The sequence below is a fragment of the Corynebacterium sp. HMSC034B08 genome (assembly GCF_001835805.1).
Classification (GTDB): Bacteria; Actinomycetota; Actinomycetes; order Mycobacteriales; family Mycobacteriaceae; genus Corynebacterium; species Corynebacterium coyleae.
Genome location: NZ_KV825964.1, coordinates 177,625 through 202,392, shown reverse-complemented (window position 1 = coordinate 202,392; position 24,768 = coordinate 177,625). Strand labels below are relative to the sequence as shown.

Genomic DNA, 24,768 nt, shown 5'->3' with positions numbered 1-24,768 from the left:
ATGCGGGTTGGGCTAGTCTGCTCCTATTCTTTTGATGAACCTGGTGGGGTTCAAGCGCATGTCCTTGACTTGGCGGAGCGGTTGCGGGAAATGGGACATCACAGTGAAGTCCTTGGCCCTGCATCTGCCGATACCCCGTTGCCCGAGTGGGTAACTCGTGGCGGGCCAGCGGTTCCGATTCCTTACAACGGTTCTGTTGCGCGCTTGTCGTTTGGCCCGCGAGTAGTGAGGACGACTAAGCGATTCATCGAACTCGGCGATTTCGATGTGCTGCATATCCACGAGCCAAATTCGCCGGGCTACGCCATGGTTGCGAACCGAATAGCCGCGGGTCCGATCGTGGCTACCTATCACACCTCTGCGGAGAGCTCCTACGCGCTGAAAGTAGCGCTGCCTGCGTTGCGTGCGAACTTGGATAAGATTCGTGCCGGAATCGCAGTGAGCGAGTTGGCATGGCAGTGGCAGGCAGAGCAGATTGGCACTGACCCTGTGATCATTCCGAACGGAGTTGACACGCGACGCTTCGCGCGGGCTCGTGGTGTGCGCAATGACTCTTCAGACGTGGAGGTTGTGTTCCTTGGGCGACTCGACGAGCCACGTAAAGGCCTCGATGTGTTCTTGGCTGCCCTGGAGCGTCTTCCGCGCCTTCCTCAGGTGACGGTGATGGGCGGAGGTGCTGCACGCGAAATGGACGGGGTGCGTTTCGCTGGGAAGGTTACGGAGGATGAAAAGGTCGAGATTCTCGGCCGCGCCGACATTTTTGTTGCCCCGAACCTCGGTGGCGAGTCGTTTGGCATCATTCTGGTCGAAGCAATGGCGGCGGGGTGTGCCGTGGTAGCCAGCGATATCCCTGCTTTTGCCGCCGTTGGCTCTGACGCTGCGGCCTTCTTTCCGCCGGGGGATCCCGATGCTTTGGCGCAGCAGTTGCAGCTGCTTATCGACGACGCCACTTACCGCAATGACTTGATTAACCGAGGCGCACGTCGGGCCAGGGAATTCGACTGGTCAGTGGTGGCGAACCGTGTTTGCGCTGTGTATGAGGCTGTTTCCTACAACGAGAAGGTGAGGATTGAGCGGTGACATTTGGTGTCGTGCTTCTCGTCGTCGCGCTGATCTGCGTTGTCATCGTGGCTGCCTGGGCGTTTCACACTGCGCAGCGACTTCACCGATTGCATATTCGTTTGGATAGGTCCCGTGATGCGCTGCAGGCTGCTCTTGACCGCCGCTGCGCTGTAGTTGCGGCGCTGTTTCCGGAGCTCGCGAAGCAGGCTCACGAAACGGAGGCGCTTCGGTTCAGCTCGAAGGATCTTCGGCTGCGTCTTGGCGCTGAGGGGGATCTGATGCAGGTGGTCAGGGAGTCGTCGCAAAGCAGTGGCGACGTACCGGCTGAACTCCGTGATGCACATACCCGAGTAGAACTCGCCCGGCGGTTCTATAACGATGCGGTTGCGGATACGTTGGTGCTGCAGTTGCGACCTATGGTGCGGTTTTTCCGTCTTGGCGGTACTGCGGTAGTGCCGCAGTTTGCCACCGACGGCCAGTAACAGCGTATTTGTGCAGCTGGCGTATACTTGCGCTCTGTTAACCGTCAACAGAGGAATGAAGGGGTGCTCGATGGCAGGCCACTCAAAGTGGGCAACGACCAAGCACAAAAAAGCGGCGAACGATGCAAAGCGTTCCAAGCTCTGGGCGAAGATGATCAAGGATATCGAGGTCGCCGCCCGCACTGGCGGCGGTGACCCCGCTGCTAACCCGACCCTCGATGACATGATCCGCAAGGCGAAGAAGGCCTCGGTCCCCAACGACAATATCGAGCGCGCTCGCAAGCGTGGCTCCGGCGAGGAAGCCGGCGGATCCGACTGGGAAACTGTCATGTACGAGGGCTACGGCAACAACGGTGTTGCTGTGTTGATTGAGTGCTTGACCGACAACCGCAACCGTGCCGCAACCGAGGTACGTACCGCCATGACCAAGAACGGTGGCAACCTGGGCGAGTCCGGCTCTGTCGGTTACATGTTTGAGCGCACCGGTGTGGTCACGATCAAGAAGGGTGACCTCTCCGAAGATGACGTGCTGATGGCAGTGCTCGACGCTGGCGCTGAGGAAGTCAACGACCTCGGTGAGGAGTTCGAAATTACCTGCAAGCCGACTGACCTGCCTGCAGTGCGTGAGGCGCTGATCGGTGAAAGCATCGAGATTGAAGAGGCTGGCCAGGAATTCCGTGCCGACGTTCAGGTCGATCTGGATCTCGAGGGCGCACAGAAGATGATGCGCCTGATCGACGCGTTGGAAGATTCCGACGACGTCCAGAATGTCTACACCAATATGACGATCTCGGACGAGGTTGCAGCGCAGCTCGACGCATAACACTTCGTCGTGAACCGGCGCGCCCTCTTTGAGAGGCGCGCCTTTTTCGCACGTTGTGGTAGAACATATGTGTCATGAGCGAAGGAGTGGTTGCGTGAACCTCGAAGGACTACGGGTGATGGGCATTGATCCCGGTCTGACGCGTTGTGGCTTGTCTGTTGTGCAGGCAGGTCGTGGCCGCCAGATCATTCCCGTAGCAGTTGGCGTCGTGCGAACTCCCTCAACAGCGGAGCTTGCGGAGCGCCTGCTCAGAATCTCTCGGGCGGTGGGCGAGTGGATGGATGATTACCAGCCCGATGTTGTTGCTATGGAACGTATCTTTGAACGTGGCAACGTCTCCACGGTGATGCACACAGCGCACGCTGTCGGTGTCATGGTCTTAGCCGCTGCGGAGCGTGACATCCCGGTGCACATGTACACCCCTTCAGAGGTAAAGAAAGCAATATCTGGCAACGGGCGTGCGGACAAGAAGCAAATGACCACTATGGTCACGCGCATTCTTGGTTTGAGTGAGGCGCCGAAACCAGCAGATGCTGCTGATGCGCTGGCCATTGCAGTCTGTCACTGCTGGCGCGCGCCACTTATCGCTCGAACGCAACATCTCCAACAACTTCAACACCCCAATACGAAGGCGGCAGTGCAATGATTGATTCTCTCAACGGTGAGGTGCTCACTATTGGTCTCGACCATGCGGTCATTGAGTGTTCTGGGGTGGGCTATAGGTTTCTTGCTACACCGCAAACGCTTGGCGGTCTTGTGCGTGGTGAAACGCGTCGAGTGATGACCTCGATGGTGGTCAAAGACGACGGCGTCACCTTGTATGGCTTTGGCGACAATGAATCGCGCGAGATGTTCCATAAGTTGCAGACCGTGACTGGCTTGGGTCCGAAGTTGGCTATTGCCGCGTTGTCTGTTTTTGAGCCTGGCGAGCTTTCGACGCATATTGCAAACGGTGACGCGAAGAAGGTTCAAACGATCCCCGGCGTGGGCAAGAAAATGGCCGAGCGCATGATCCTCGAGCTCAAGGACAAAGTCGAAGCGATGTTGCCGGCGCAGTCACCAAGCGGTGCGGCGGCTGGTACAGGAGTAAAACCAGCCACCACCTATGCCTCGGAACAGGTTGTGGAAGCGCTGGTCGGACTCGGATTCCCAGAGCGTACGGCACAGTCGGTCGTAGATCAGCTGACAACAGACCAGCCGGATCTCGACGCTTCTGCGTTGTTGCGTCAAGCGCTGACGCATTTGGGCAAGAAGTAGGCTAATGCGCAATGTCTGATGTGGAAAAGACCGAGTTCCAGCTCCCTGAAGGTTTTTCAGCGAAAGCACCGTCGCCTGTCGACGCCAACGTGCAGGCCGACGAACACGATATTGAGCGTTCGTTGCGTCCGAAGTCCATTCAGGAATTCATCGGCCAACCCAAGGTACGAGAACAACTCAGTCTTGTGCTTACGGGCGCCCGAAATCGTGGTGTGACGCCGGATCATATCTTGCTGTCTGGTCCGCCTGGACTGGGCAAGACCACAATGGCAATGATCGTCGCACAGGAATTAGGCACGTCGTTGCGCATGACCTCAGGGCCTGCTCTTGAACGGGCAGGCGACTTGGCGGCGATGTTGTCTAACTTGATGGAGGGCGATGTGCTCTTCATCGACGAGATTCACCGCATCGCACGGCCGGCTGAGGAAATGCTCTATATGGCCATGGAGGATTTCCGTATCGACGTCATTGTTGGCAAGGGCCCGGGCGCGACATCGATTCCGCTAGAGATTCCTCCGTTTACCCTCGTCGGGGCAACCACGAGGGCAGGTATGCTCACCGGCCCGTTGCGTGACCGCTTTGGGTTTACAGCTCAAATGGAGTTTTACGATGTCGACGACCTCACCAAGGTTGTCAGTCGTGCAGCGAATATCCTTGGGGTGCAGATTGATACTGATGCTGCGGTTGAGATCGCCTCGCGTTCGCGTGGAACCCCGCGAATTGCGAACCGACTCCTGCGTCGTGTGCGCGACTGGGCTGAGGTGCATGGCGATGGCAGGGTAAACCTGGATGCCGCACGAAGTGCGCTCGAAGTGTTCGATGTCGACGAGCTAGGGCTAGATCGCCTCGACCGTGCTGTGCTTGGCGCCCTGATTAGGGGACATGGCGGTGGCCCGGTAGGTGTAGGGACCCTTGCGATCGCGGTTGGCGAGGAATCCGGCACCATCGAAGAGGTCTGTGAGCCTTATCTGGTGCGCGCGGGACTGATGTCGCGAACAGGCCGGGGCAGGGTTGCTACTGCCGCCGCGTGGGAGCACTTGGGTTTGCAGGCACCTCCCGAAGCGCCTGGGCAGATGCCGCTCTACTAAGCCCACGATTGTGTTGTGCAATGATGGTTTCTCATGGAACCAATTTTGCTCATTGTCATTCTGGCCTTGTTCTTGCTGCCTTCCATCCTCATGATGCGTGGCCAGAAGAAGCGTCAGGCTCAGATTGAACAACTGCGTCAGTCGATTCAGTCTGGCGATCAGATTGTCAACGTTGCAGGCTTCCACGCCACGGTTGTGGAGCACAATGGCGAGACCATGCTTGTGGAGCTTGCCCCGGGTGTAGCCGTGACGATGGATACGGCTGGTGTGATGCGCAAGATTGAGCCTGTGGCACCTGTCGACACAAATGAGGTACCCAACTAAGTTTTTCTGGCCTGATGGCGTAGCATATTTGCGTTGTGCCATCACCGGCTCGCGCGATTGTTTGTGTCCACCGCACCTTGAAAGATGCTGCTGGATCGGCGTGTGCGCCGGTGTAAGGCGGAAAACCCGAGCCTGAACAAAGAGGAGTCTGCTCAGTGTCTACACGCACTCGGCGATCCGGCGAGGCGAAGTCGAAGCGGCAGTGGCCCGCGAAGGCGCTTGCCCTATTCGCTCTCATCGTCATCGGCGTCTACGCCCTTGTATTTTTTACCGGCACGAAGAGTGCTACCCCGAAGCTAGGTATTGACTTGCAGGGCGGTACTCGTGTGACACTGGTGCCGCAGGGTGAAGAGCCTACGTCAGAACAGCTCCAGGATGCTCGTCGGATTCTGGAGAACCGTGTCAACGGCATGGGCGTCTCGGGCGCATCGGTCGTCGTCGATGGCAACACCATCGTGATCGAAGCAGCTGGTGACGATACCTCGGAGATCCGTAACATCGGACAGACCTCCCAGCTGTTCTTCCGACCTGTGCTTGACCCTCCGGCTGCAAACCCAGCTGAAGCAGATAAAGCCATCTTGGATATGGCGAACGAGTGGGTAAAGTACGGGATCTTCACGCCCGAAGAGGGCCAGTCACTGCTGAAACAGTTCGCGGCTCGCAAGGAGCAGGCTGAGAAACAAGCCGAGGAGCAGGCCAAAGCTGCTGAGTCAGGCGATGCAAACAACCCAGAGGTTGGCAAGGACGTCGCGCCAAGCGAGGAAGAAGCGCCAGCAGAGCCGAAGAACGTCCCACAGATTTCCGCTGAACCACTGCCGGAACCGAACGGTCCGGTTGAGGCCGCTGAGCGCCGCCAGGAAACAACCGAAATGCTGCGGAAGACCCGCCAGTCGACTGACCCGACTCAGCAGTACGCTGCGTTGACGTTGATGTCCGCACGCTGCTTCGGCCAGGCAACCGACCCGCTCGCTGGCTCGGATAAGCAAGATCTTCCGCTAGTCGCTTGTGACCCGTCGACCGGTCAGGCGATGTTGCTTGACGAGGTCCCGCTGCTCAGCGGTGTAACAGATCCGGAAGGGCCCCGCCTGACCGGCGAGCAGATTGATACCAGCCGCGCGATTACCGGCGGATACAACCCGCAGTCGGGACAGATGGAGATCAGCTTCGCCTTCAGCCAGGCTGGTGATGTCAACGGTTCCGCTACCTGGGCGAAACTCACCAGTGAGATGCTGCAGAAGCAGATTGCAATCACACTTGACTCCCAGGTGATCTCCGCGCCAGTTATCCAGGGCGCAACCCCAGTCGGCTCCGCAACCTCGATCACGGGTCAGTTCACTCAAGAGGAAGCTGAGGGGCTCGCAAACAACCTGCGCTACGGAGCACTGCCGCTGTCGTTCGCCGGTGAAAACGGTGAGCCAGGCGGAACTGCGATGACGGTTCCCCCTTCACTCGGTCAGGCCTCCTTGAAGGCTGGCCTGTATGCGGGGCTGGTGGGTCTTGCCATGGTGGCGATCTTCGTTTTCGCCTACTACCGCCTCTTCGGCTTCATCTCGTTGGTCACCCTGGCAGCAGCAGGTTTGCTTGTCTACGGCATGCTCGTGTTGCTCGGTCGCTGGATTGGATACTCGCTCGACCTGTCGGGCATCGCTGGTCTGGTCATCGGTATCGGTACGACCGCAGACTCGTTCATCGTGATTTATGAGCGCATCAAGGACCAGGTACGCCACGGCAAGACATTCCGTTCGGCGACCGCGTCCGGTTGGGAACGGGCCAAGGAGACGGTCATCACAGGCAACATGGTGACTCTGATTGGTGCGGTCATCATCTACTTCCTGGCAGTTGGCGATGTCAAGGGCTTCGCCTTCACCATGGGTCTGACAACCATCTTCGACCTGTTGGTCACCTTCCTGGTCACTGCGCCGCTCCTGGTGCTCGCATCTCGCAGCAATTTCTGGTCGAAGCCGTCTGTCAACGGTATGGGTGCCGCATTCCGCACCGCAGAAGAACGCCGCGCTGCAGGTGATCTTGAGGAGGGCGACGGCGTCGTCGTCAAGCAACAAGCTTCCGTGGAAGCATCCGCCGCGAATGAGGAGGCCTAATCATGTCGAGCACTGTAGCTACGACCGAAACCCCCACGACGAAGCGCGGCTTTGCACGTCGCGACCGTGAATCGCTGTATGACGGCTCCGGCGGCCTCGACTTCGTTGGGCACCGCAAGACCTGGTACAGCATCACCCTCGGACTTATTGTGGTCGCGATCCTGGCGATGTTCATTCGTGGCTTCAACATGGGTATCGACTTCGAGGGCGGCACCAAACTGACGATGCCTGCCGGCGATTTGGTCGCGACCGAGGTCGAGGAAACCTTCGTCGAGGCCACTGGTGTGACACCTGAGCTCACCCAGATCGTTGGCGCTGGCGACGCCCGCACGCTGGAGATCAACTCTGCCCACCTTTCACAGGAGCAGATCGATGCCGCGCGCCAGGCTATTTTCGATACTTACCACCCACAGGATCACAACGGTGAGCCGAGCGCTGACGCTATCGGTGACTCCACCGTGTCGGAGTCGTGGGGTTCCACGATTACGAACCGCATGCTCCTGGCTATGGTCGTGTTCCTTTTGGCAGCGTCCGTGTATGTCGCGGTGCGTTTGCAGCGTGCGATGGCGCTGGCTGCCATGGGGGCGCTGTTGGTTGATGCCATCCTCATCATGGGTATCTACGCATTGTTCGCCCTTGAGATCACCCCAGCGATGATCATCGGTTTCCTGACTGTGTTGACGTTCTCGCTTTACGACACGGTGATTGTGTTTGACAAGGTCAAGGAGAACACGTCGGGAGTGCTTGATTCTCGACGATCCACCTACGCGGAAGAGGCCAACCTCGCGGTCAACCAGACCGTAATGCGTTCGATTTCCACCTCGGTTATTTCTGCGCTGCCGATCATCGCACTGATGATTGTCGCGGTATGGATGCTGGGTGTGGGTACTTTGAAGGACCTTGCGCTCATCCAGCTCATTGGCGTCATTCAAGGCGTGATCTCCTCGTTGTTCTTGGCCACCCCGATGTTGGTCAGCCTGGTAAACCGCCGTCAGGAGCACAAGGACCACAATGCTGCGGTTGAGGCATTCCGAAGCCGTGGCCAGGTCGAAGAAGTTGAAGAGGAACCGGTCGAAGAGAAGAAGCGCCACGTGGCTACTCCGATTCGACCTGTGGAAGACACGGGTGCATCTTCGACAAGCACCTGGCGTCCGAACGCGTAAGAAAGCGGCTGAAACCTAGTGGTGCGTGGACTCATGAGACCGAAAATGGTGATTGGCAGCAAGGTTGCGGCTGTGTTGGCCGCAACGGCGCTGGTGCTTTCCGGGTGCGCATCTTCAGACAACGACGATGATGAGTCCACGAGACTTTTCGGTTACCAGGTAACAAGCAACCTGCGCACCACAAACGCTGGATCCCTCGAAGGATCGACAGACTTAGCGCAATCGTTGTCCGGTCGCCTGTACCCCGGGGTGTATGTTCCTGGTCCAAGCGGACAGTTGATCCCCAACACTGACCTTGTAAAAACCCAGGTGCTGCCGGGGGATCAGCGCAAGGTGATTTACACCTTGTCGGAAGCGGCAGTGTTTTCGGACGGCACTCCCGTCACCTGCGCTGACTATCTTTTGACGTTTGCTGCCGGACAATACCCGGCGACGTTCGGTTCGAATATGCCTTTGTTCGGCGACACGGACTCGCTGTCGTGCACACCCGGATCGAAAGAGTTCACTGTGACCTTCAAGGAAGGCCGTGGTGCACGCTGGCGTGGCCTTTTTGAACCAGGCACGGTCCTTCCCGCACATGCTGTTGCTGCAAAGACCAATCGATCTGTCGAGGACCTCGTCGCTGATCTACTCTCGGATGATCTGGAGCGACTCAAACCAATCGCGCAGGTGTGGCGCCACGGGTTTGACCTCAAAGAGTTCGATCCTGAACTCCAAGTCTCGTTTGGCCCGTTCAAGGTTGCGGAGGTAGGAGAGAAGGGCCAGGTTCGGCTCGTCGCTAATGAGCATTACTACGGGGACGCTCCGCAGACAGCAGCAATGGTGGTGTGGCCTGGTTCCGTAGATTCTGCGGAGCTAGCAGCATCCAAGGCGATGAAGATCGGCGACCTGCGGCAGTTGCAACCACAGTGGTACGACGAGGACGCAGAAGGCAATCGACTGGATGTGAAAACCACCATCGGTGAGCTCACCGAGATGTTGACCCTGCCGGAGGTTGGTTTTTGGGCGGATCCGGATCACCGGAAGGCACTTGCACGTTGCATCGATCCTCGCGCTGTTGCCGCCGCTTCAAGTGAGAAGGCGGGGGTTGAAGTGCCAGTTGCACCGTTGCATGTCATTCAGCACACCGACCCGTTGGCTCAGCGTATGGCAGATATCGCTGCGCCGCTTTTGGACGTGAATATCCAGGAAGCTTCCGCACTTCGGGGTTCCACGTTGCGTATCGGTTACGTGTATCCGGACGAGCGTTGGGCCGCGATGGTGGAATCGATGCGCCACACCTGCGAGCCAGCAGGAATTACGATCATCGACGTCACAGGCGAGGGGAAGACGCTCGCTGACCTGCCTCACGTGGAGTACGACGAGTGGCGCAACGAATCCGTGCATGACGGCGAAGCCGACGCTATCTTGCGAGTCGTTGACCCGATGAGCGAGTACCCAGCGGCCAACAATCGCGCCCAGGATCTGGGGGCGTTGCGTGCCCAGGAGGGGCATCTGTGGAAGACGCTGCCATCGATTCCGCTGGCCGCACAACCCCGAACCTTTGTCGTCGATAATGCAGTGCGCAACGTGGTGCCGTATACAGGACTTTCCGGCATTGGCTGGAACATGGACAGATGGTCCAACTGACCAAACTTAATTCCCGACCCTAAAAACCCGATAAACCTGACCAGGAGACGATCCGAAATCATGTCGCCCACCCCGTCGATCAGCCCGCATGGCGGTCAGCCTTACGCTTCCGCTCTTGAGGCACTGCAGGACAAGATTCGCCGCGTTCCGGATTTTCCGGAGCCGGGAGTGCTGTTCGAGGACCTGACTCCGGTGCTTGCCGACCCAGCCGCGCTCAACGTGGTCATTGCAGAGATGGCCGAGGCGAGCAAGGAGCTCGGCGCCGATCTCGTCGGCGGTCTTGATGCCCGAGGGTTTTTGCTCGGCTCCGCTGTGGCGTACGAGATGGGCACCGGCATCCTTGCGATTCGCAAGAAGGGCAAGTTGCCGCCACCGGTGATTACCCAGGAGTACACCACGGAGTACAGCTCCGCTGCGCTGGAGATCCCCGCGAATGGGGTGGATATCTCTGGCAAGAGCATTGTGCTTGTCGACGACGTCCTGGCTACCGGCGGGACGTTGATCGCGGCGCGCGACTTGATTGAGCGCGCCGGCGGGCGAGTTGCCGGCTACGTCGTCGTCTTGGAAGTCCCGGGACTTGGAGGGCGCGAGCGACTCGACGGCGCTCCGCTTGTGGTTTTGGGGAAAGAAGAAAACTAGCCGGGTAGTATCACAGACTTAGTACCTGCTGACAGTGGAGGAGTCCTGACATGACAGATAAACCAGTCAAGCGGTCGGGCCCGACCGTGCGCAGTGTCTCCGCCAGGTTGGCCCGCTCTCTTACGGGAGGTGGGCGTCCGCGAACGAACCCGGTGCTCGATCCGCTGTTGTCGATTCACCACAAGTATCACCCGAAGGCTGACGTAGAGCAGCTCGGATTTGCATACGAAACGGCAGAACGGTTGCACGAGGGTGTATTCCGCAAGTCAGGTGATCCCTACATCACCCACCCGCTCGCCGTCGCAACGATTTGTGCCGAGATTGGTATGGATACCACCACGCTGGTGGCGGCTCTGCTCCATGACACGGTAGAGGACACCGACTACTCACTTGATGAGCTCACCCGCGATTTTGGCCCGGAAGTGGCCAAACTTGTCAATGGCGTGACCAAACTGGACAAGGTCGCGCTCGGCGCCGCCGCAGAAGCGGAAACGATCCGCAAAATGATCGTTGCTATGTCCGAGGATCCTCGCGTACTGGTGATTAAGGTCGCGGACCGCTTGCACAACATGCGCACAATGCGTTTCTTGCCGCCGGAGAAGCAGGCGAAGAAGGCGCAGGAGACGCTCGACGTCATTGCACCGTTGGCGCACCGCTTGGGTATGGCAACGGTGAAGTGGGAGCTAGAAGATCTCGCGTTCGCTATTTTGCAGCCGAAGAAGTACGAGGAAATCGTACGTCTTGTGGCGGATCACGCTCCGTCACGCGACCGTGCCCTGCGCGAGATCACTACCGATCTGCAGCGCGAGCTGAGCACGAATGGCATCCAGGCTGAGGTCATGGGCCGTCCGAAGCACTACTGGTCGATCTATCAGAAGATGGCTGTGCGCGGTCACGACTTCGCGGAGATCTTTGATCTGGTCGGTATCCGTGTTCTCGTGGATACGGTGTATGACTGCTACGCCGCTGTTGGTGTGGTCCACTCGCTGTATTCGCCGATGCCGGGCAGGTTCAAGGACTACATTTCCAACCCGCGTTTCGGTGTCTACCAGTCGCTGCATACGACGGTGATGACGACGACCGGTCGCCCCCTTGAAGTGCAGGTGCGTACACACGAGATGCACTACAACGCCGAATACGGTGTGGCTGCCCACTGGCGTTACAAAGAGACGAAGGGCTCCCACAAGGGCGATCAGGCCGAGGTCGACCAGATGGCGTGGATGCGTCAGCTGCTTGACTGGCAGAAGGAAGCCGCGGACCCGAATGAGTTTTTGGACTCGCTGCGTTACGACCTGACAAGCCAGCAGATTTTCGCGTTCACCCCAAAGGGCGATGTAGTGGATTTGCCGGCAGGATCTACTCCGGTCGATTTCGCCTACGCCGTGCACACCGAAGTTGGCCACCGCTGCATTGGTGCGAAGGTTAACGGCAAGTTGGTCACCCTAGAAACCGAGCTGAAGTCCGGCGACAGGGTGGAGATTTTCACTTCAAAGGATCAAAACGCTGGGCCGACGCGCGATTGGCAGGACTTTGTTGTCTCCCCGCGCGCGAAGGCGAAGATTCGACAGTGGTTTGCCAAGGAACGTCGCGAGGAGCAGCTCGACGCGGGTCGCGATGCCCTGGCTGCTGAGGTGCAGCGTGGCGGGCTGCCGTTGCACAGGCTGTTTACCAACGAGTCGATGCGCCAGGTAGCAACGCGTTTGCACTACCAGGACGTTGATGCGCTGTATACGGCTATCGGCGCGGGAACAGTGTCTGCAGCGCACGTCGCGCACTTGCTCATGGACATGTTCGGCGGCGACGATGACGCCGTAGACGCCCTCACAGCGCGTACCCCTGTTTCTGCACTTGTTCGCCCGCAAACAACCGGCGACGGCCCTGCGATCCTGGTTGAGGGCAGCCCGGATGTGATGGCGAAGTTGGCGAAATGCTGCCAACCCGTCCCCGGCGATGCCATCTTCGGGTTTGTCACCCGTGGTGGGGGAGTTTCCGTGCACCGGACTGACTGCACGAACGCGACCAAACTTAACGACGAGCCAGAGCGTCTCGTCGACGTGTCATGGTCCGCCCCCGGTGGCACCAAGAGTGCGTCACGCGCGACGATTCAGCTGGAAGCACTCGACCGCAATGGTCTGCTTACCGAGACCACCGGGGTGCTCTCCGAGGCGAAACTCCCAATCCTCGCGATGTCGTCTCAAGCAGGGGAGGACCGAGTGGCGACGATCCGACTGACCATTGAGGTGTCAGACATCAAACAACTCGGTTCGATCATGAACCAGATTCGCAACATTGAAGGTGTGTTCGACGTCTACAGAGTGACTGCGTAACCTAAGCTCGTTCGAGACCTGTTCAACGTTGCGTTGATAGGAAGGTTGCGATGCGGTTCAAACGGGTCACCCTTGCACAAGAGCTGACAGGGGATGCGTCTCTTGTGCGGCTACTCTCCTCATTGGCAATGCGAGCGAGTGCGGATACGTATCCGCTTCGTAATGTTGCAGCTTGCGTTGTTGAAGACGGGAAAGCCAACTTTGCTGGGCTCGGGGCGGATGAGCACACCGAGTTCGAGATTGCCTCGATAACCAAGACGTTCAATGCCGAGCTGCTCGAGCAAGCCATTACCAAGGGGTTGGTTGACACCGATACAACGGTCGGAGATGTGCTTGGGCAGCGTGTGCGAGGTAACGCATTAGCAGATGTGACGCTGGCTGAATTGGCGAACCACACCTCGGGCTTGCCACGAACCGGCAAGCAACGACTGCGAAACATTGCACGAGCACTTCTCGGCTTGAATCCTGACGTAGGGGTCACATCCGAGGATGTCATCGAGCAGGCACTGTCAGCGACACTGCGAGAGCGTGGCGTGGAGGAATATTCTAACCTCGGCCACGACTTGCTCGGGTTTCTACTGGCCAGGGTTTCCACCACGACCTACCCGACGTTGATCAAAGAGTGGGTGCTCGACCCGTTGGGGATGACGGAGACTTACGTCGCTTTGCCTGGAACAGTCGGACCGGATAGACCCAGGGGAGTCTCCGCACTCGGTCTACCTGTGCAAGCTTGGGAGATGGACGGCACAGCTCCATCCGGCGGCCTGCGTTCGACCACCTCGGACATGGCGAAGTACGCCATGCATATCCTTGAGCGTCGCAGTACGCGATTTACGTGGGCGAACATTAAAGGCACCGAACTGTACTGGCATAACGGTGCAACGCGGGGATTCTCCTCGATGCTGCTGCTGGACTTAAGCACTCAGCGTGCATCGTTTGTCACGACGGATTCGTATGCAGACATTGAATGGATTGCGTTTGAACTCATAGGCCTGCATGACCCAGCGCGAGAGAAATGACCACGAAACAGAAGAGCGTCTCGGGCGAGAAACCGGAGACGCTTTTCGCAGTGCCGTGTTTTAGCGCATGAACTTCATGGCAACCGTAGCCACCTGGCTCAGGATGCCAATGATCGCGGTGACAACGGCGAGCCAATCCTGGATCTCAGAGGGGCTCATATCGCGGGAGGAGGAGCCCTCTTCGTTGGAGGACGATCCACCATTGTTGGTGGTGTTCGTGGTGTTATCGCCGACGACAGTCGGCGCAGCCTGAGCAACACCTGCACCGGTGAAGGCGACTGCGGTGACGGTAGCGGCGGCGATAAGGCTGGTGCGGGTCTTCATGAGGGTCCTCACTGAAAAGGTTTGAAACGGAATCTCTGCAGGATGCTATCGCCTGCGAGGGTTGCGTGCAATAGCGATATGTATGTGAGTGCTACTTCACGCTTGCTGCGGTGATACGCACTTCCTCGGCCGGTGCGCCGTCAGTCCCGCCGCCTTCAACTCCCTTTTCGGCGATCTTGTCCAGGGTGGCAAGGCCCTCGTCGTCAATCGTGCCGAAGTAGGTGTACAGCGGCGGCAGGACCGAGTCGCCGTAGTTTAGGAAGAACTGGGAGCCGTTGGTGTCCGCGCCGGCGTTAGCCATGGCGATCGTGCCACGGTCATAGCGCTTAGGCTCGTTTTGCAGCATCATCTGCAGGGTTTGGTTCTTGGTAGCCTCATCCATATCGGCTGGTAGGTCGAGACCTTCGGTGTCGATGCCGTCGAGTGCCTCGTCAGTGGGAAGCTCGTTGGCGAACTGGAAGCCAGGGCCACCCGCACCGGTGCCATCCGGGTCGCCACACTGCAGCACCTTCAGCCCGTCGGCAGTGGTCAGACGGTGGCAGACCGTGTCGTTGAAGTATCCCTCGGAGGTCAGGTACTCGATGGCGTTGACCGTGCATGGGGAAGCTGCGCGATCGAGCGTCATGCCGATCGGACCCTGGTTGGTCTCGAGCTCGACGGTGACGGTGCCTTCGGTGGACACGTTCTCGGTCGGCGGGGTGCCAGCGCGCAGCTCGGCGCCGTCCTCGTTTTCATAGGTGCACGAGACGGTAGCCGGCAAGGCCTTCTCGCGCTTCGTAGCAATCGGCGCGAAGGTGGAAGCGTCAAATTCTTCCTGTTCTGCGTTGTCAGCATCCGTAGTTGCGGAGGTGTCGTCGGCTGCAAGGTTGTCCTCGTCGCCCTGGTTGGCTGCGACGTAGATGCCGCCACCAATCAGCGCGATGGCAACGGCGGAAAGCGCTGCGACAGACCACGGGCGGGACTTTTCCTTGCGGTCGCGGGAATCGAGTTCCCGTTCCAGATTGGACAGGGCCTCTTTGCCACGCTGTTCGTTGCTAGCCACTGGCGATGCACCTCTTCGAGTATCGGGGAAAGCGCGTGCGTGATGTCGTCGAAAAGCACGCGCGCATTGAACGGTGCAAAAGCCTAGCAGGGCTAATCGCAACAGCGGTGGAAAGACCACAGCGACAAGTGCGCCCGCACAGGGGAGAGGTTGGTTAGACTAAGGCCTCGTGAGTGAGAATCAAGCCGAGCAGTTCCAAAAACTTTCCGCACCGAAAGGCGTGCCCGATTATGTGCCGCCCGCCTCGAGTGCGTTCATCCATGTCCGCGACGAGTTCGCGCGCCAGGCACGGATCGCTGGCTACCAACACATTGAGCTGCCGGTGTTCGAAGACACCACCTTGTTTGCCCGCGGCGTCGGTGAATCTACTGACGTAGTGAGCAAGGAGATGTACACCTTCGAGGACCGCGGTGGCCGTTCGGTAACGCTGCGTCCCGAGGGCACCGCCGGCGTCATGCGCTCCTTCATCGAGCACAACATGGACCGCGGTTACCTGCCCGTGAAGCTCAACTACTACGGACCGTTCTTCCGCTATGAGCGCCCGCAGGCCGGACGCTACCGTCAGCTGCAGCAGGTGGGCGTGGAAGCCATTGGTGTCGACGATCCGCTGCTCGACGCCGAGGTGATCGCCTTGGCAGACCGCAGCTACCGTGCGATCGGCCTGAGCGGTTTCCGTCTGGAGATCACCAGCCTCGGCGACAAGAATTGCCGCCCGGCCTACCGCGAGAAGCTGCAGAAGTTCCTGTTTGATCTCCCACTCGACGAGGAAACTCGCCACCGTGCTGAGATCAACCCACTTCGAGTGCTCGACGACAAGCGTGAGGCGGTCCGAGAGATGACCGCCGATGCGCCGTTGATGCTGGATCACCTTTGCGACGAATGCCGTGCCCACTTCGAGGCCGTCACCGCAGCGCTGGATGACTTCGGCGTGCCGTACGTCATTAACCCACGCATGGTTCGTGGTTTGGACTACTACACCAAGACCACCTTCGAGTTCGTCCACGATGGCCTCGGCGCACAGTCCGGCATCGGTGGCGGTGGACGATACGACGGCCTGATGGCCCAGATTGGCGGCCCGGACCTCTCCGGCATCGGCTACGGTCTCGGCGTTGATCGCGCGGTACTCGCCCTCGAAGCTGAACGCGTCGAGCTTGAAGCAGCAGCCCACCGTGTCGATGTGTTCGGTATCGCGATTGGCGACGAAGCACGAGTGAAGATGAGCAAGCTTGTCGACGAACTCCGCGCGGCCGGTATCAGCGCCGACATGGCTTACGGCCACCGCGGGCTCAAGGGCTCAATGAAGGGTGCTGACCGCGCGGGCGCACGCTTCGCGCTGGTGCTCGGCGAGCGTGAGCTGGAGGCAGGCGAGGTTGCAGTCAAGAACCTCGCCGAGCACTCACAGGAGGCCGTTGCGCTTTCCGCTGAAGCGGTCGCGCAGGCAATCAGCACTCAGTAATGTTCACGGGCAGGCCGAGCTGGACTGCGAGGCCACCCATGGACGTTTCCTTGTACTGAGTCATCATGTCGCGGCCGGTGGCTGCCATGGTCTCCACCACGTCGTCGAGGGTGACGATGTTGGTGCCATCTCCAAGCTTCGCCAACCGTGCCGCGTTGATGGCCTTTACGCCACCAATTGCGTTGCGTTCGATGCACGGAACCTGGACCAGACCGCCCACAGGATCGCAGGTCAGGCCAAGGTTGTGCTCGAGCGCGATCTCAGCTGCGTTTTCAACCTGCTCAGGGGTGCCGCCCAGGATTGCGCACATGCCAGCAGCGGCCATCGAAGAAGCCGAACCGACCTCGCCCTGACAGCCGACTTCTGCGCCTGAAATCGAGGCGTTGGTCTTGATGATCGACCCGATCGCACCAGCCGTAAGCAGAAATTCGCGGGCGCGCTCAGCAGTGAAGTCGTCGGTGAAGTCGCGGCAGTAATGCATAACTGTAGGGATAATGCCGGCTGCGCCGTTCGTTGGCGCGGTAACCACCTGGCCGTGAGCCGCGTTTTCTTCGTTCACGGCAAGCGCGTACAGGTTCACCCATTCCATAGCGTCAAGCCCACGGGCAGTGGATGCTTCGTACTCTGCAGTCAGTAGACGGTGAAGACGGTTCGCGCGACGCCTTACGTTCAAGCCGCCTGGAAGGATTCCCTCTGTCTTCAGGCCATGCGCAACGCATTCCTGCATGACGTCCCACACCGCATCCAAATGGGAGTTGAGTCGCTGCGCCCCGTGGATCGACTCCTCGTTCGCACGCATGATCTCTGCGATTGTCATCCCATGTGTTCGGCACTGCTCCATGAGTTCTGCGCCATTGTTAAACGGGTAGGGGACCGTCGCAATTTCACGAGCGGATGCAACACCGGATTCTTGTCGGTGCGCTTCCATCTCCCAGCGATCCAGAATGAAGCCGCCGCCGACAGAGTAATAGTCCTCGCGTTCGGCGATCATGGTGCCGTCTGTGTCCCACGCATCGAAGATGAGACAGTTCGGGTGCTCGGCCACCGGTGCCGGGTCGAAGCGAAGCTCGTACTCCACGCGCCCTGTCGGGCCTTCGATCACGCCTGTGGAAGGGATCGGCTCCCCAGGTTTTGGAGCAATGTCTGCAGAAGTGGTGGTGGGGGTGTACCCAACCAGCCCGAGCAACGCAGCACGGTCGGTGCCGTGGCCGACTCCCGTGGCGGCGAGGGAACCACGCAACTCTACGACAACCTTCGCCGGTACCTTCCCGAGTTTCTCCACAAACGTCATTGCGGCCCGCATCGGGCCAACGGTGTGAGATGAGGATGGACCGATGCCGATACTGAACAGGTCGACAACACTGACAAAGTTTGCTGACATGCGGCGAATCCTACCGCAGAAACCGGTTGTGGCTCGTCGATAAGCGGGATGCGCTACTGCGCTTGAGATAGTGCAGGGATGTCGGTTGCCCCCAAACCGAGATCGGCCGCTGGTTTGCCTTGCCGTGCTCGGTAATGATGGCCAGGCGAGGCACCGCGCCGGTTTCCAATGGAGTACTCAACGCATCAACAGCACGTGCGGCGGTTACGGTCCGTGGAAGAAACACCGGGTGGTCGAGTTTGCCACTGTGGGTGAGCACATCGCGAACGGTGGTAGCGGGAATGCGGTCATCATCTGTCAGTTCCGCCGCCACCCAGCGCGCGATTGCATTCGTGGTGAGCAGCCCGACGCACTTTCCTTCGTCGTAGATCGGGAATTGCGTTAGTCCCTGTGTCGCGATTGTCTTCAATGGCTCATGAATGTCCGTCTCCGGCGTAAACGTCACCACCTTCTGGTGTGGGACCACCTCAAGGGCCAACGGTGGGGAGAGTATCGCGTCGCGCAAATGCTCGATTGTTTGAACCGTCTCGGGGAGCGGCTCTGCAATCGGGCGGAGATTGTCGTACTCCCCATGGCTAATCGCGTTGCGCAGATCCGCAAACTCACGCAAGGTCTCGGCCTGGTCGCGAGCAAGAATCCCTTTCTTTGCGGCGAGGCCCACCATCCACGTAAACGAATCGGATCGTTTGGCATCCAATTCGCTGCGCAAATGAGACTCGATCGAATTGAACGCGGCGAGGAACGGGATAGCGCGATTCGGTGCGGACTTGGTCATAAGCGAACGGTGCCTTTTAGTTGTAGACGCCGCGGTTCAGCGTGTCACAGGCGGCCATTTGTCCGGAGTTGTACCCGGAATTAAACGCTTCCATACGCTGCTCAGAGGAGCCATGTGTCCACGCATCCGGGTCGACGTCACCGCCGGAGCGTCGTTGAATGTTGTCGTCGCCAATCGAACGGGCGGTCTGCAGTGCCTGCTCGAGCTGTTCGTCGGTGATCGGTTCCAAAACGCCCTGCTCGGCAGCATGTTTTGCCCAGATTCCGGCGTAGCAGTCCGCCTGCAGCTCAATTGCGACAGCCGCAGAATCCTGGCCTGGGTTCTTATAGTCGCTCAGCCCCAACGTTCCTTCCAGATGCTGGATGTGGTGGCCGTACTCGTGGGCAGTTACGTACTCCTGAGTAAGCGGACCGTTCGCGCCGCCGAGTTGGCCCAGCTGCTCAAAGAAGCTCACGTCAAGGTAAGCGGTGGTATCGCGAGGGCAGTAGAACGGGCCGGTATCGGAGGTAGCGTAGCCGCAGCCAGTGGTGACATCGTTGCGGAAAAGCACCATATCTGCCGGCTCAAACTCGACATTCGCCTGCGCGGGGAGTACTTCGCTCCAAATCTGTTGGGCAGACCCGAAGGTTGCCGCCGCGCGGCAATCGTCGTAGGTGTTCGAGGATCCTTGTTCGTTGCAATGCTCGAGTGAGTAGTCACCCTGCGACTCAGACTGGGATTGAGAATTGCTCCCGCCGCCAAGGAGTCCATCTAACGCACCGCTGAAGTACAGCACCGCGAGCAATATCAAGATGACAGTCCCTCCGCCACCGCCGCGAAGCAGCATCGGAAGAATTGCCATTGCGCCGGGGCTGACCCCGCCGCCTCCGCGACCGGAGCCGGAGCTTGTCCTGACGTTGCCGCCCTGACCCTGCGCGTAATCACCACGAAATGTCATGGCTGAATTGTGCCAAAGATCCCTACCGAGTGTCGCGGTTGGGCCAAAACATCGTGTCTCGAGCGACTGGGTTGGTATGGTGTGGACCTCGCCGAGGCACCACTCAGCCGGGGTAGGTAGACTTTGTCAGGTTAGATTCGCCATCACGTGGAAGGACGTGGAAGAAACCGTGCTGCGCACTCACCTTGCGGGGAACTTGAACAAAGAACTCGACGGTCAGACCGTCACGCTCACAGGTTGGGTGGCCCGCCGCCGTGACCATGGCGGGGTCATCTTTATCGATCTGCGCGACCGCTCTGGTCTCGCTCAGGTTGTATTCCGTGAGTCCGAAGTAGCAGAGGCTGCACACGACCTGCGCAGCGAGTTCGTCATCCAGGTCACCGGTGTGGTTGAGCCACGCCCGGAAGGCTCTGCGAACCCGAACCTTGCATCCGGTGAAATCGAGGTCAACGTCACTGACCTGAAGGTGCTGAACAAGGCTGCAGCCCTGCCATTCCAGATCGAGGATGCATCCTCCAATGAAGTTGGCGAGGAAGCACGTCTGAAGTACCGCTACCTGGACCTGCGCCGCGAGCGTCAGGCTAAGGCAATTCGCCTCCGCGCTAAGGCCAATCAAGCCGCCCGTCGCGTCTTGGACAACCACGACTTCACCGAGATCGAAACGCCTACGCTGACGCGTTCGACCCCGGAAGGTGCACGTGACTTCCTTGTTCCTGCTCGTTTGAAGCCAGGTTCTTGGTATGCGCTGCCGCAGTCGCCGCAGCTCTTTAAGCAGCTGCTGATGGTCGCGGGCATGGAACGCTACTACCAGTTGGCACGCTGCTACCGCGATGAAGACTTCCGCGCAGACCGCCAGCCTGAGTTCACCCAGCTCGATGTCGAGGCATCCTTCGTTGATCAGGACGACATCATCGAGCTGGCCGAGGAAATCCTCGTCGAGCTTTGGAAGCTGATCGGCTACGACATTCAGACGCCGATTCCGCGCATGACCTACAAGGAAGCGATGGAGAAGTACGGCTCCGACAAGCCGGACCTGCGCTTCGACATTCCATTGGTCGAGTGCACCGACTTCTTCAAGGACACCACCTTCCGCGTATTCAAGGCCGAGTACGTGGGTGCTGTTGTGATGGAAGGTGGCGCATCCCAGCCTCGTCGTCAGCTTGACGCATGGCAGGAGTGGGCAAAGCAGCGCGGTGCGAAGGGCCTGGCCTACATTCTCATTCAGGAAGACGGCGAGCTCACCGGTCCGGTGGCGAAGAACATCACTGACGAGGAAAAGGCTGGCATCGCTGCGCACGTCGGCGCGAAGCCGGGTGACTGCATCTTCTTCGCAGCAGGCGAAACCAAGGCATCTCGTGCACTGCTTGGCGCAGCCCGCGGTGAGATTGCGCGCAAGCTTGACCTGATCAAGGAAGGCGATTGGGCGTTCACGTGGGTTGTGGATGCACCGCTGTTTGAGCCTGCTGCAGACGCAACCGCATCCGGTGATGTCGCGTTGGGCCATTCCAAGTGGACCGCAGTCCACCACGCGTTTACCTCTCCGAAGCCGGAGTTCCTGGACAACTTCGAGCAGAACCCGGGCGAGGCTCTCGCCTACGCATACGACATTGTGTGCAACGGTAACGAGATCGGTGGCGGCTCCATCCGTATCCATGAGCACGATGTACAGAAGCGCGTGTTCGAGGTCATGGGCATCACCGATGAAGAGGCCGAAGAGAAGTTCGGCTTCCTGCTCGAAGCGTTCAAGTTCGGTGCTCCTCCGCACGGTGGTATTGCCTTTGGCTGGGACCGCATCGTGTCGTTGCTCGGCGGGTTTGAATCGATCCGCGATGTGATCGCTTTCCCGAAGTCCGGCGGCGGTGTCGACCCGCTTACTGACGCGCCTGCTCCAATTCCGGCTGAGCAGCGCAAGGAAACTGGAGTGGACTTCAAGCCGAAGAAGGTTGAAGACAAGGCAGACGGCGAAACGGACACGAAGTAGCCGATTGAATGCAGCCACCGCAGGAACCCGCTCCTGCGGTGGCGCACGACAAAGGGGACCGGATGCAGCCCGAGCAAGTAAGTGACGAGCAAGTCGTTGCAAGCGCTACAGACATTCTCACTCGCCGTTACGGCGGTGAGCAGTCGTTGTTTGAGGTTGAACGCCTTAATGGCTCCGGTCCCTCGATCGTGTTGAGGGCTCGTGTTAAAACGAACCCGTTTTTCCAGCAGCGCTCAGTCATCATTAAGCAGGCGCCGCCAACGGAGTCTGTCTTCGAAGAGGCGGCGTACCTTCGAGAGGTTGTCGCGTACCAATTCGCCACTTCCTTAAGTGAAAAGACCCGGCCTGGCCCTGCGTTGTTGGGCTACGACACGCAGCAACGCATCATTATCATCACCGACTCCGGTGATGGGGAAACTCTCGCAGAAGCGCTTGAGACTGCAAGCGAAGAGGACCACATCGCACTGTTGCGCAGCCTGGGCACAGCACTTGGCCGAATGCATGCAGGTACTGCCGATGAAGAGGAAGCGTTTAACGTCTTACTGCATCGGATGACGCGTTCACGGCCCAACGCTGCACCGCTGCAACGTTTGAGGGACCGGTTGCTGTCCCATCGGATCAGAGTTGGCTTGCGGATCATGCGTGAGGCCGGAATTGAGATTCCTCAAGAGGTGGTTCTCACGGCTCGTAACATCGAGCGCCGGCTGCTGCGTGGCGGTATGCGTGCTTTTACGCCGTTTGACCTGGCACCAGATAACGTCATTCGGTCTGGGAACTCGTTTCACTTTCTTGATTATGAATCAGCGGGCTTTCGGGATGTTTCATTCGATGTTGCCTACGTAGTTGCGCGGTTCCCGGTGTATTTGGCTTCGCAGCCGTTTAACGAGGAAGCGACCAAGGCGTTCGTCGATGCGTGGCGGATACAGGTCTCTGACCTTTGGCCAGGAGTGCAGCATCCGGATACGTTGCAGGCGCGCATCACGGGTGCACTGGTGGGGTGGGCGCTTAGTAGCGTCGCCATGTTGGAACCGAAGCCTATGGCCGCGTTGTTGCAGGATGATCCGACATTTGAGAAAGAGCTTGAAGCTGCTGGTCTTTCGGCAGGTGATATTCAGGATTTTGATCTTGTAGATGGGGTAGCCGAAGCCATTGGCGACGACGCCGAAGAGAATGCTGGCGTTGTGCTTCGACCGCGAGGTGGAGAACCATTGACCGAAGATGAGCTTCTCGTGCGACGTGATTTGCGCGAGACGTTCGAGTCGTTGGCAGCATATGCGGGTAGCGGTAAAGACCCCGCATACGTTGTCGTTGCTGAGTTCGCGTCCGAGGTCGCAAGGCGGTTGCGTTAAGGCAATGGGCCAAGAAGAACTTTTCGCGGCTGCTTCTAGCAACGACGTTCCCGGTGCAGCATCGGGGAATAGAGGTACCTCATTTTTTGAAGCTGGCTCGACAGCACCGCTGGCCGCACGGATGCGCCCCCAGTCCCTAGATGAGGTAGCGGGGCAGAAGCATTTGCTCAGCGAGGGAAAGCCGCTGCGTCGGCTCATCGAAGGCTCTGGTGCAGCATCGGTGATTTTGTATGGTCCGCCTGGGACAGGTAAGACCACGATTGCATCGTTAATCGCAAAAACGATGGGGCAGAACTTTGTGGCGTTGTCCGCGCTGTCTTCCGGCGTGAAAGAAGTCCGCGCGGTTATCGACGAGGCGCGGCGTGACCTCATCCGCGGTGAGAAAACCGTGCTCTTTATCGACGAGGTCCACAGGTTTTCTAAAACGCAGCAGGATGCGCTGCTTGCGGCCGTCGAAAATCGCACAGTGTTGCTGGTTGCCGCCACGACGGAGAACCCGAGTTTTAGCGTTGTTGCTCCGTTGTTGTCGCGCTCGCTGCTGCTCAAGCTCGAGTCGCTTAGCGACGAAGACCTTGGCGGAGTCATCGACCGCGCATTGGCAGATGAGCGGGGGTTGCAGGGGCAGGTTTTGCTTGACGACGAAGCCCGCGCACAACTCATTCTGCTCGCTGGAGGCGATGCGCGTCGGGCGCTGACGTACCTCGAAGCTGCCGCTGAAGCTGTTTCTGGCGGTGGCACGATCACGCTGGAGATTGTGCGTGAAAACGTCAATCGTGCGATTGTTCGCTACGACCGCGATGGCGATCAGCATTACGACGTGGTCAGCGCCTTTATCAAGTCGATCCGCGGGTCTGATGTCGATGCAGCGCTGCATTATCTGGCGCGAATGATCGAGGCCGGGGAGGACCCCAGGTTTATCGCACGACGTCTGGTCATTCACGCTTCGGAAGATATTGGTATGGCAGATCCGACTGCGTTGCAGACTGCTACCGCTGCGGCGAATGCAGTGCAGTTTGTCGGCCTGCCAGAAGGGCGTCTTGCGCTAGCACAGGCGACAATTCACCTGGCTACGGCGCCGAAGTCGCCTGCCGTCATTAAGGCCATCGATCGTGCTTTAGCGGACGTGCGTGAGGGGCATGTGCCTCCAGTGCCGGCCCATTTGCGCGATGGCCACTATGAGGGCGCAAAACAGATGGGCAATGCGGTTGGATATGTCTACCCGCATGACGACCCGCGGGGAGTGGTCGAGCAGCAATATATCCCGGATGGGCTGGAAGAAGCGGTGTATTACGAGCCGACGGAACACGGCGCGGAGCGCCGAATTAGCGAGTTTATTGGTCGGTTACGCCGACTTGTTCGCGGGCGGTAGCCCAACTGTAGAGGAGTCGCGGGTAAAGTAAGCGCGGAAAAACTCCGGAGCAGTTGAAAGGACACCGAAGCGTGCAAACCCATGAGATCCGAGAGCGGTTTACCAACCATTTCGTTGAGGCCGGGCACACCCCGGTACCGAGCGCCTCGCTGATTCTCGACGATCCGACGCTGCTGTTCGTCAACGCAGGAATGGTGCCGTTCAAGCCGTACTTCTTGGGCGATCAGACCCCAGACTTTGCC

At 59.0% G+C, this 24,768-nt stretch carries 23 protein-coding genes; 18 read left to right on the top strand and 5 right to left on the bottom strand.

Annotated features, from left to right (window positions below; translation table 11 throughout):
- From HMPREF2656_RS07360 to HMPREF2656_RS07300, 13 genes are all read left to right on the top strand, one after another.
- Complete coding sequence (locus tag HMPREF2656_RS07360) at positions 1-1,080, top strand: glycosyltransferase family 4 protein (protein WP_070816229.1); 1,080 nt, start codon at positions 1-3, stop codon at positions 1,078-1,080.
- Positions 1,077-1,544, top strand: a complete 468-nt coding sequence (locus tag HMPREF2656_RS07355) for a LemA family protein (RefSeq protein ID WP_246819507.1) — start codon at positions 1,077-1,079, stop codon at positions 1,542-1,544. Before HMPREF2656_RS07360 ends, HMPREF2656_RS07355 begins: the two co-directional genes overlap by 4 nt.
- Positions 1,545-1,614: 70 nt before the next feature.
- The gene (locus tag HMPREF2656_RS07350; RefSeq protein WP_070816228.1) at positions 1,615-2,367 is read left to right on the top strand and encodes a YebC/PmpR family DNA-binding transcriptional regulator; all 753 of its coding nucleotides are present in this window, start codon (positions 1,615-1,617) and stop codon (positions 2,365-2,367) included.
- 94 nt (positions 2,368-2,461) lie between these two features.
- Complete coding sequence (gene ruvC / locus HMPREF2656_RS07345; protein ID WP_070451330.1) at positions 2,462-3,013, top strand: crossover junction endodeoxyribonuclease RuvC; 552 nt, start codon at positions 2,462-2,464, stop codon at positions 3,011-3,013.
- Complete coding sequence (gene ruvA, locus HMPREF2656_RS07340) at positions 3,010-3,624, top strand: Holliday junction branch migration protein RuvA (protein ID WP_070816227.1); 615 nt, start codon at positions 3,010-3,012, stop codon at positions 3,622-3,624. Before ruvC ends, ruvA begins: the two co-directional genes overlap by 4 nt.
- A gap of 11 nt (positions 3,625-3,635) precedes the next feature.
- Positions 3,636-4,712: a Holliday junction branch migration DNA helicase RuvB gene (gene ruvB / locus HMPREF2656_RS07335; RefSeq protein WP_070423072.1), complete on the top strand. Its 1,077-nt coding sequence runs from the start codon at positions 3,636-3,638 to the stop codon at positions 4,710-4,712.
- Between the two features lie 33 nt (positions 4,713-4,745).
- Positions 4,746-5,036, top strand: a complete 291-nt coding sequence (gene yajC / locus HMPREF2656_RS07330) for a preprotein translocase subunit YajC (protein WP_070816226.1) — start codon at positions 4,746-4,748, stop codon at positions 5,034-5,036.
- A gap of 155 nt (positions 5,037-5,191) precedes the next feature.
- Positions 5,192-7,135, top strand: a complete 1,944-nt coding sequence (gene secD, locus HMPREF2656_RS07325; protein ID WP_070570428.1) for a protein translocase subunit SecD — start codon at positions 5,192-5,194, stop codon at positions 7,133-7,135.
- Positions 7,135-8,298, top strand: a complete 1,164-nt coding sequence (secF, locus tag HMPREF2656_RS07320; RefSeq protein WP_371325716.1) for a protein translocase subunit SecF — start codon at positions 7,135-7,137, stop codon at positions 8,296-8,298. Before secD ends, secF begins: the two co-directional genes overlap by 1 nt.
- 33 nt (positions 8,299-8,331) lie before the next feature.
- Positions 8,332-9,927 (top strand): ABC transporter substrate-binding protein, encoded by a 1,596-nt coding sequence (locus HMPREF2656_RS07315; RefSeq protein WP_246825135.1) that lies wholly within the window; start codon positions 8,332-8,334, stop codon positions 9,925-9,927.
- Positions 9,928-9,987: 60 nt separating this feature from the next.
- Complete coding sequence (locus tag HMPREF2656_RS07310) at positions 9,988-10,566, top strand: adenine phosphoribosyltransferase (RefSeq protein ID WP_070423077.1); 579 nt, start codon at positions 9,988-9,990, stop codon at positions 10,564-10,566.
- A gap of 50 nt (positions 10,567-10,616) precedes the next feature.
- Positions 10,617-12,893 carry a RelA/SpoT family protein gene (locus tag HMPREF2656_RS07305; protein ID WP_070570426.1) on the top strand — a complete coding sequence of 759 codons (2,277 nt, stop codon included), beginning with the start codon at positions 10,617-10,619 and terminating at the stop codon, positions 12,891-12,893.
- 50 nt (positions 12,894-12,943) lie between these two features.
- Complete coding sequence (locus HMPREF2656_RS07300; RefSeq protein ID WP_070816224.1) at positions 12,944-13,912, top strand: serine hydrolase domain-containing protein; 969 nt, start codon at positions 12,944-12,946, stop codon at positions 13,910-13,912.
- 60 nt (positions 13,913-13,972) lie between these two features.
- On the opposite strand, the gene HMPREF2656_RS07295 is transcribed toward HMPREF2656_RS07300, so the two are convergent.
- Both HMPREF2656_RS07295 and HMPREF2656_RS07290 read right to left on the bottom strand, forming a co-directional pair.
- A complete protein-coding gene (locus tag HMPREF2656_RS07295) occupies positions 13,973-14,236 on the bottom strand; it encodes a hypothetical protein (protein ID WP_070451343.1) in 264 nt (87 codons plus the stop codon).
- A gap of 91 nt (positions 14,237-14,327) precedes the next feature.
- Positions 14,328-15,278: a peptidylprolyl isomerase gene (locus tag HMPREF2656_RS07290; protein WP_070770970.1), complete on the bottom strand. Its 951-nt coding sequence runs from the start codon at positions 15,276-15,278 to the stop codon at positions 14,328-14,330.
- Between the two features lie 169 nt (positions 15,279-15,447).
- Between HMPREF2656_RS07290 and hisS the strand changes: the two genes are divergently transcribed.
- Complete coding sequence (gene hisS / locus HMPREF2656_RS07285; RefSeq protein ID WP_070423081.1) at positions 15,448-16,734, top strand: histidine--tRNA ligase; 1,287 nt, start codon at positions 15,448-15,450, stop codon at positions 16,732-16,734.
- Here the strand turns inward: hisS and HMPREF2656_RS07280 are convergent.
- The 3 genes from HMPREF2656_RS07280 to HMPREF2656_RS07270 are packed head-to-tail and all read right to left on the bottom strand — an operon-like array spanning position 16,721 to position 19,827.
- Positions 16,721-18,115 carry an L-serine ammonia-lyase gene (locus tag HMPREF2656_RS07280; protein ID WP_070816223.1) on the bottom strand — a complete coding sequence of 465 codons (1,395 nt, stop codon included), beginning with the start codon at positions 18,113-18,115 and terminating at the stop codon, positions 16,721-16,723. The genes hisS and HMPREF2656_RS07280 overlap by 14 nt on opposite strands.
- Before the next feature lie 10 nt (positions 18,116-18,125).
- Complete coding sequence (locus HMPREF2656_RS07275; RefSeq protein ID WP_083319477.1) at positions 18,126-18,890, bottom strand: CBS domain-containing protein; 765 nt, start codon at positions 18,888-18,890, stop codon at positions 18,126-18,128.
- 16 nt (positions 18,891-18,906) lie between these two features.
- Positions 18,907-19,827 carry a KPN_02809 family neutral zinc metallopeptidase gene (locus HMPREF2656_RS07270; RefSeq protein ID WP_070451349.1) on the bottom strand — a complete coding sequence of 307 codons (921 nt, stop codon included), beginning with the start codon at positions 19,825-19,827 and terminating at the stop codon, positions 18,907-18,909.
- Between the two features lie 169 nt (positions 19,828-19,996).
- On the opposite strand from HMPREF2656_RS07270, the gene aspS reads away from it, so the two are divergent.
- From aspS to HMPREF2656_RS13625, 4 genes are all read left to right on the top strand, one after another.
- A complete protein-coding gene (gene aspS, locus HMPREF2656_RS07265) occupies positions 19,997-21,808 on the top strand; it encodes an aspartate--tRNA ligase (RefSeq protein WP_070423235.1) in 1,812 nt (603 codons plus the stop codon).
- Between the two features lie 62 nt (positions 21,809-21,870).
- On the top strand, positions 21,871-23,157 hold the full coding sequence (locus HMPREF2656_RS07260; RefSeq protein ID WP_083279517.1) for a phosphotransferase: 1,287 nt from the start codon (positions 21,871-21,873) through the stop codon (positions 23,155-23,157).
- A 4-nt stretch (positions 23,158-23,161) separates the two neighbouring features.
- Positions 23,162-24,526: a replication-associated recombination protein A gene (locus tag HMPREF2656_RS07255; protein ID WP_070816222.1), complete on the top strand. Its 1,365-nt coding sequence runs from the start codon at positions 23,162-23,164 to the stop codon at positions 24,524-24,526.
- A gap of 71 nt (positions 24,527-24,597) precedes the next feature.
- Positions 24,598-24,768: alanine--tRNA ligase-related protein (locus HMPREF2656_RS13625; protein ID WP_168167547.1), on the top strand; the 171-nt coding region annotated here is incomplete at its 3' end.

Bases quoted from the DNA above. Each gene is read 5' to 3' on its own strand.
- HMPREF2656_RS07360 (WP_070816229.1), top strand. From the start codon at position 1: ATGCGGGTTGGGCTAGTCTGCTCCTATTCTTTTGATGAACCTGGTGGG.
- HMPREF2656_RS07350 (WP_070816228.1), top strand. From the start codon at position 1,615: ATGGCAGGCCACTCAAAGTGGGCAACGACCAAGCACAAAAAAGCGGCG.
- ruvA (WP_070816227.1), top strand. From the start codon at position 3,010: ATGATTGATTCTCTCAACGGTGAGGTGCTCACTATTGGTCTCGACCAT.
- ruvB (WP_070423072.1), top strand. From the start codon at position 3,636: ATGTCTGATGTGGAAAAGACCGAGTTCCAGCTCCCTGAAGGTTTTTCA.
- yajC (WP_070816226.1), top strand. From the start codon at position 4,746: ATGGAACCAATTTTGCTCATTGTCATTCTGGCCTTGTTCTTGCTGCCT.
- HMPREF2656_RS07315 (WP_246825135.1), top strand. From the start codon at position 8,332: ATGAGACCGAAAATGGTGATTGGCAGCAAGGTTGCGGCTGTGTTGGCC.
- HMPREF2656_RS07310 (WP_070423077.1), top strand. From the start codon at position 9,988: ATGTCGCCCACCCCGTCGATCAGCCCGCATGGCGGTCAGCCTTACGCT.
- HMPREF2656_RS07305 (WP_070570426.1), top strand. From the start codon at position 10,617: ATGACAGATAAACCAGTCAAGCGGTCGGGCCCGACCGTGCGCAGTGTC.
- HMPREF2656_RS07300 (WP_070816224.1), top strand. From the start codon at position 12,944: ATGCGGTTCAAACGGGTCACCCTTGCACAAGAGCTGACAGGGGATGCG.
- HMPREF2656_RS07295 (WP_070451343.1), bottom strand. From the start codon at position 14,236: ATGAAGACCCGCACCAGCCTTATCGCCGCCGCTACCGTCACCGCAGTC.
- HMPREF2656_RS07280 (WP_070816223.1), bottom strand. From the start codon at position 18,115: ATGTCAGCAAACTTTGTCAGTGTTGTCGACCTGTTCAGTATCGGCATC.
- HMPREF2656_RS07275 (WP_083319477.1), bottom strand. From the start codon at position 18,890: ATGACCAAGTCCGCACCGAATCGCGCTATCCCGTTCCTCGCCGCGTTC.
- HMPREF2656_RS07270 (WP_070451349.1), bottom strand. From the start codon at position 19,827: ATGACATTTCGTGGTGATTACGCGCAGGGTCAGGGCGGCAACGTCAGG.
- HMPREF2656_RS07260 (WP_083279517.1), top strand. From the start codon at position 21,871: ATGCAGCCCGAGCAAGTAAGTGACGAGCAAGTCGTTGCAAGCGCTACA.
- HMPREF2656_RS07255 (WP_070816222.1), top strand. From the start codon at position 23,162: ATGGGCCAAGAAGAACTTTTCGCGGCTGCTTCTAGCAACGACGTTCCC.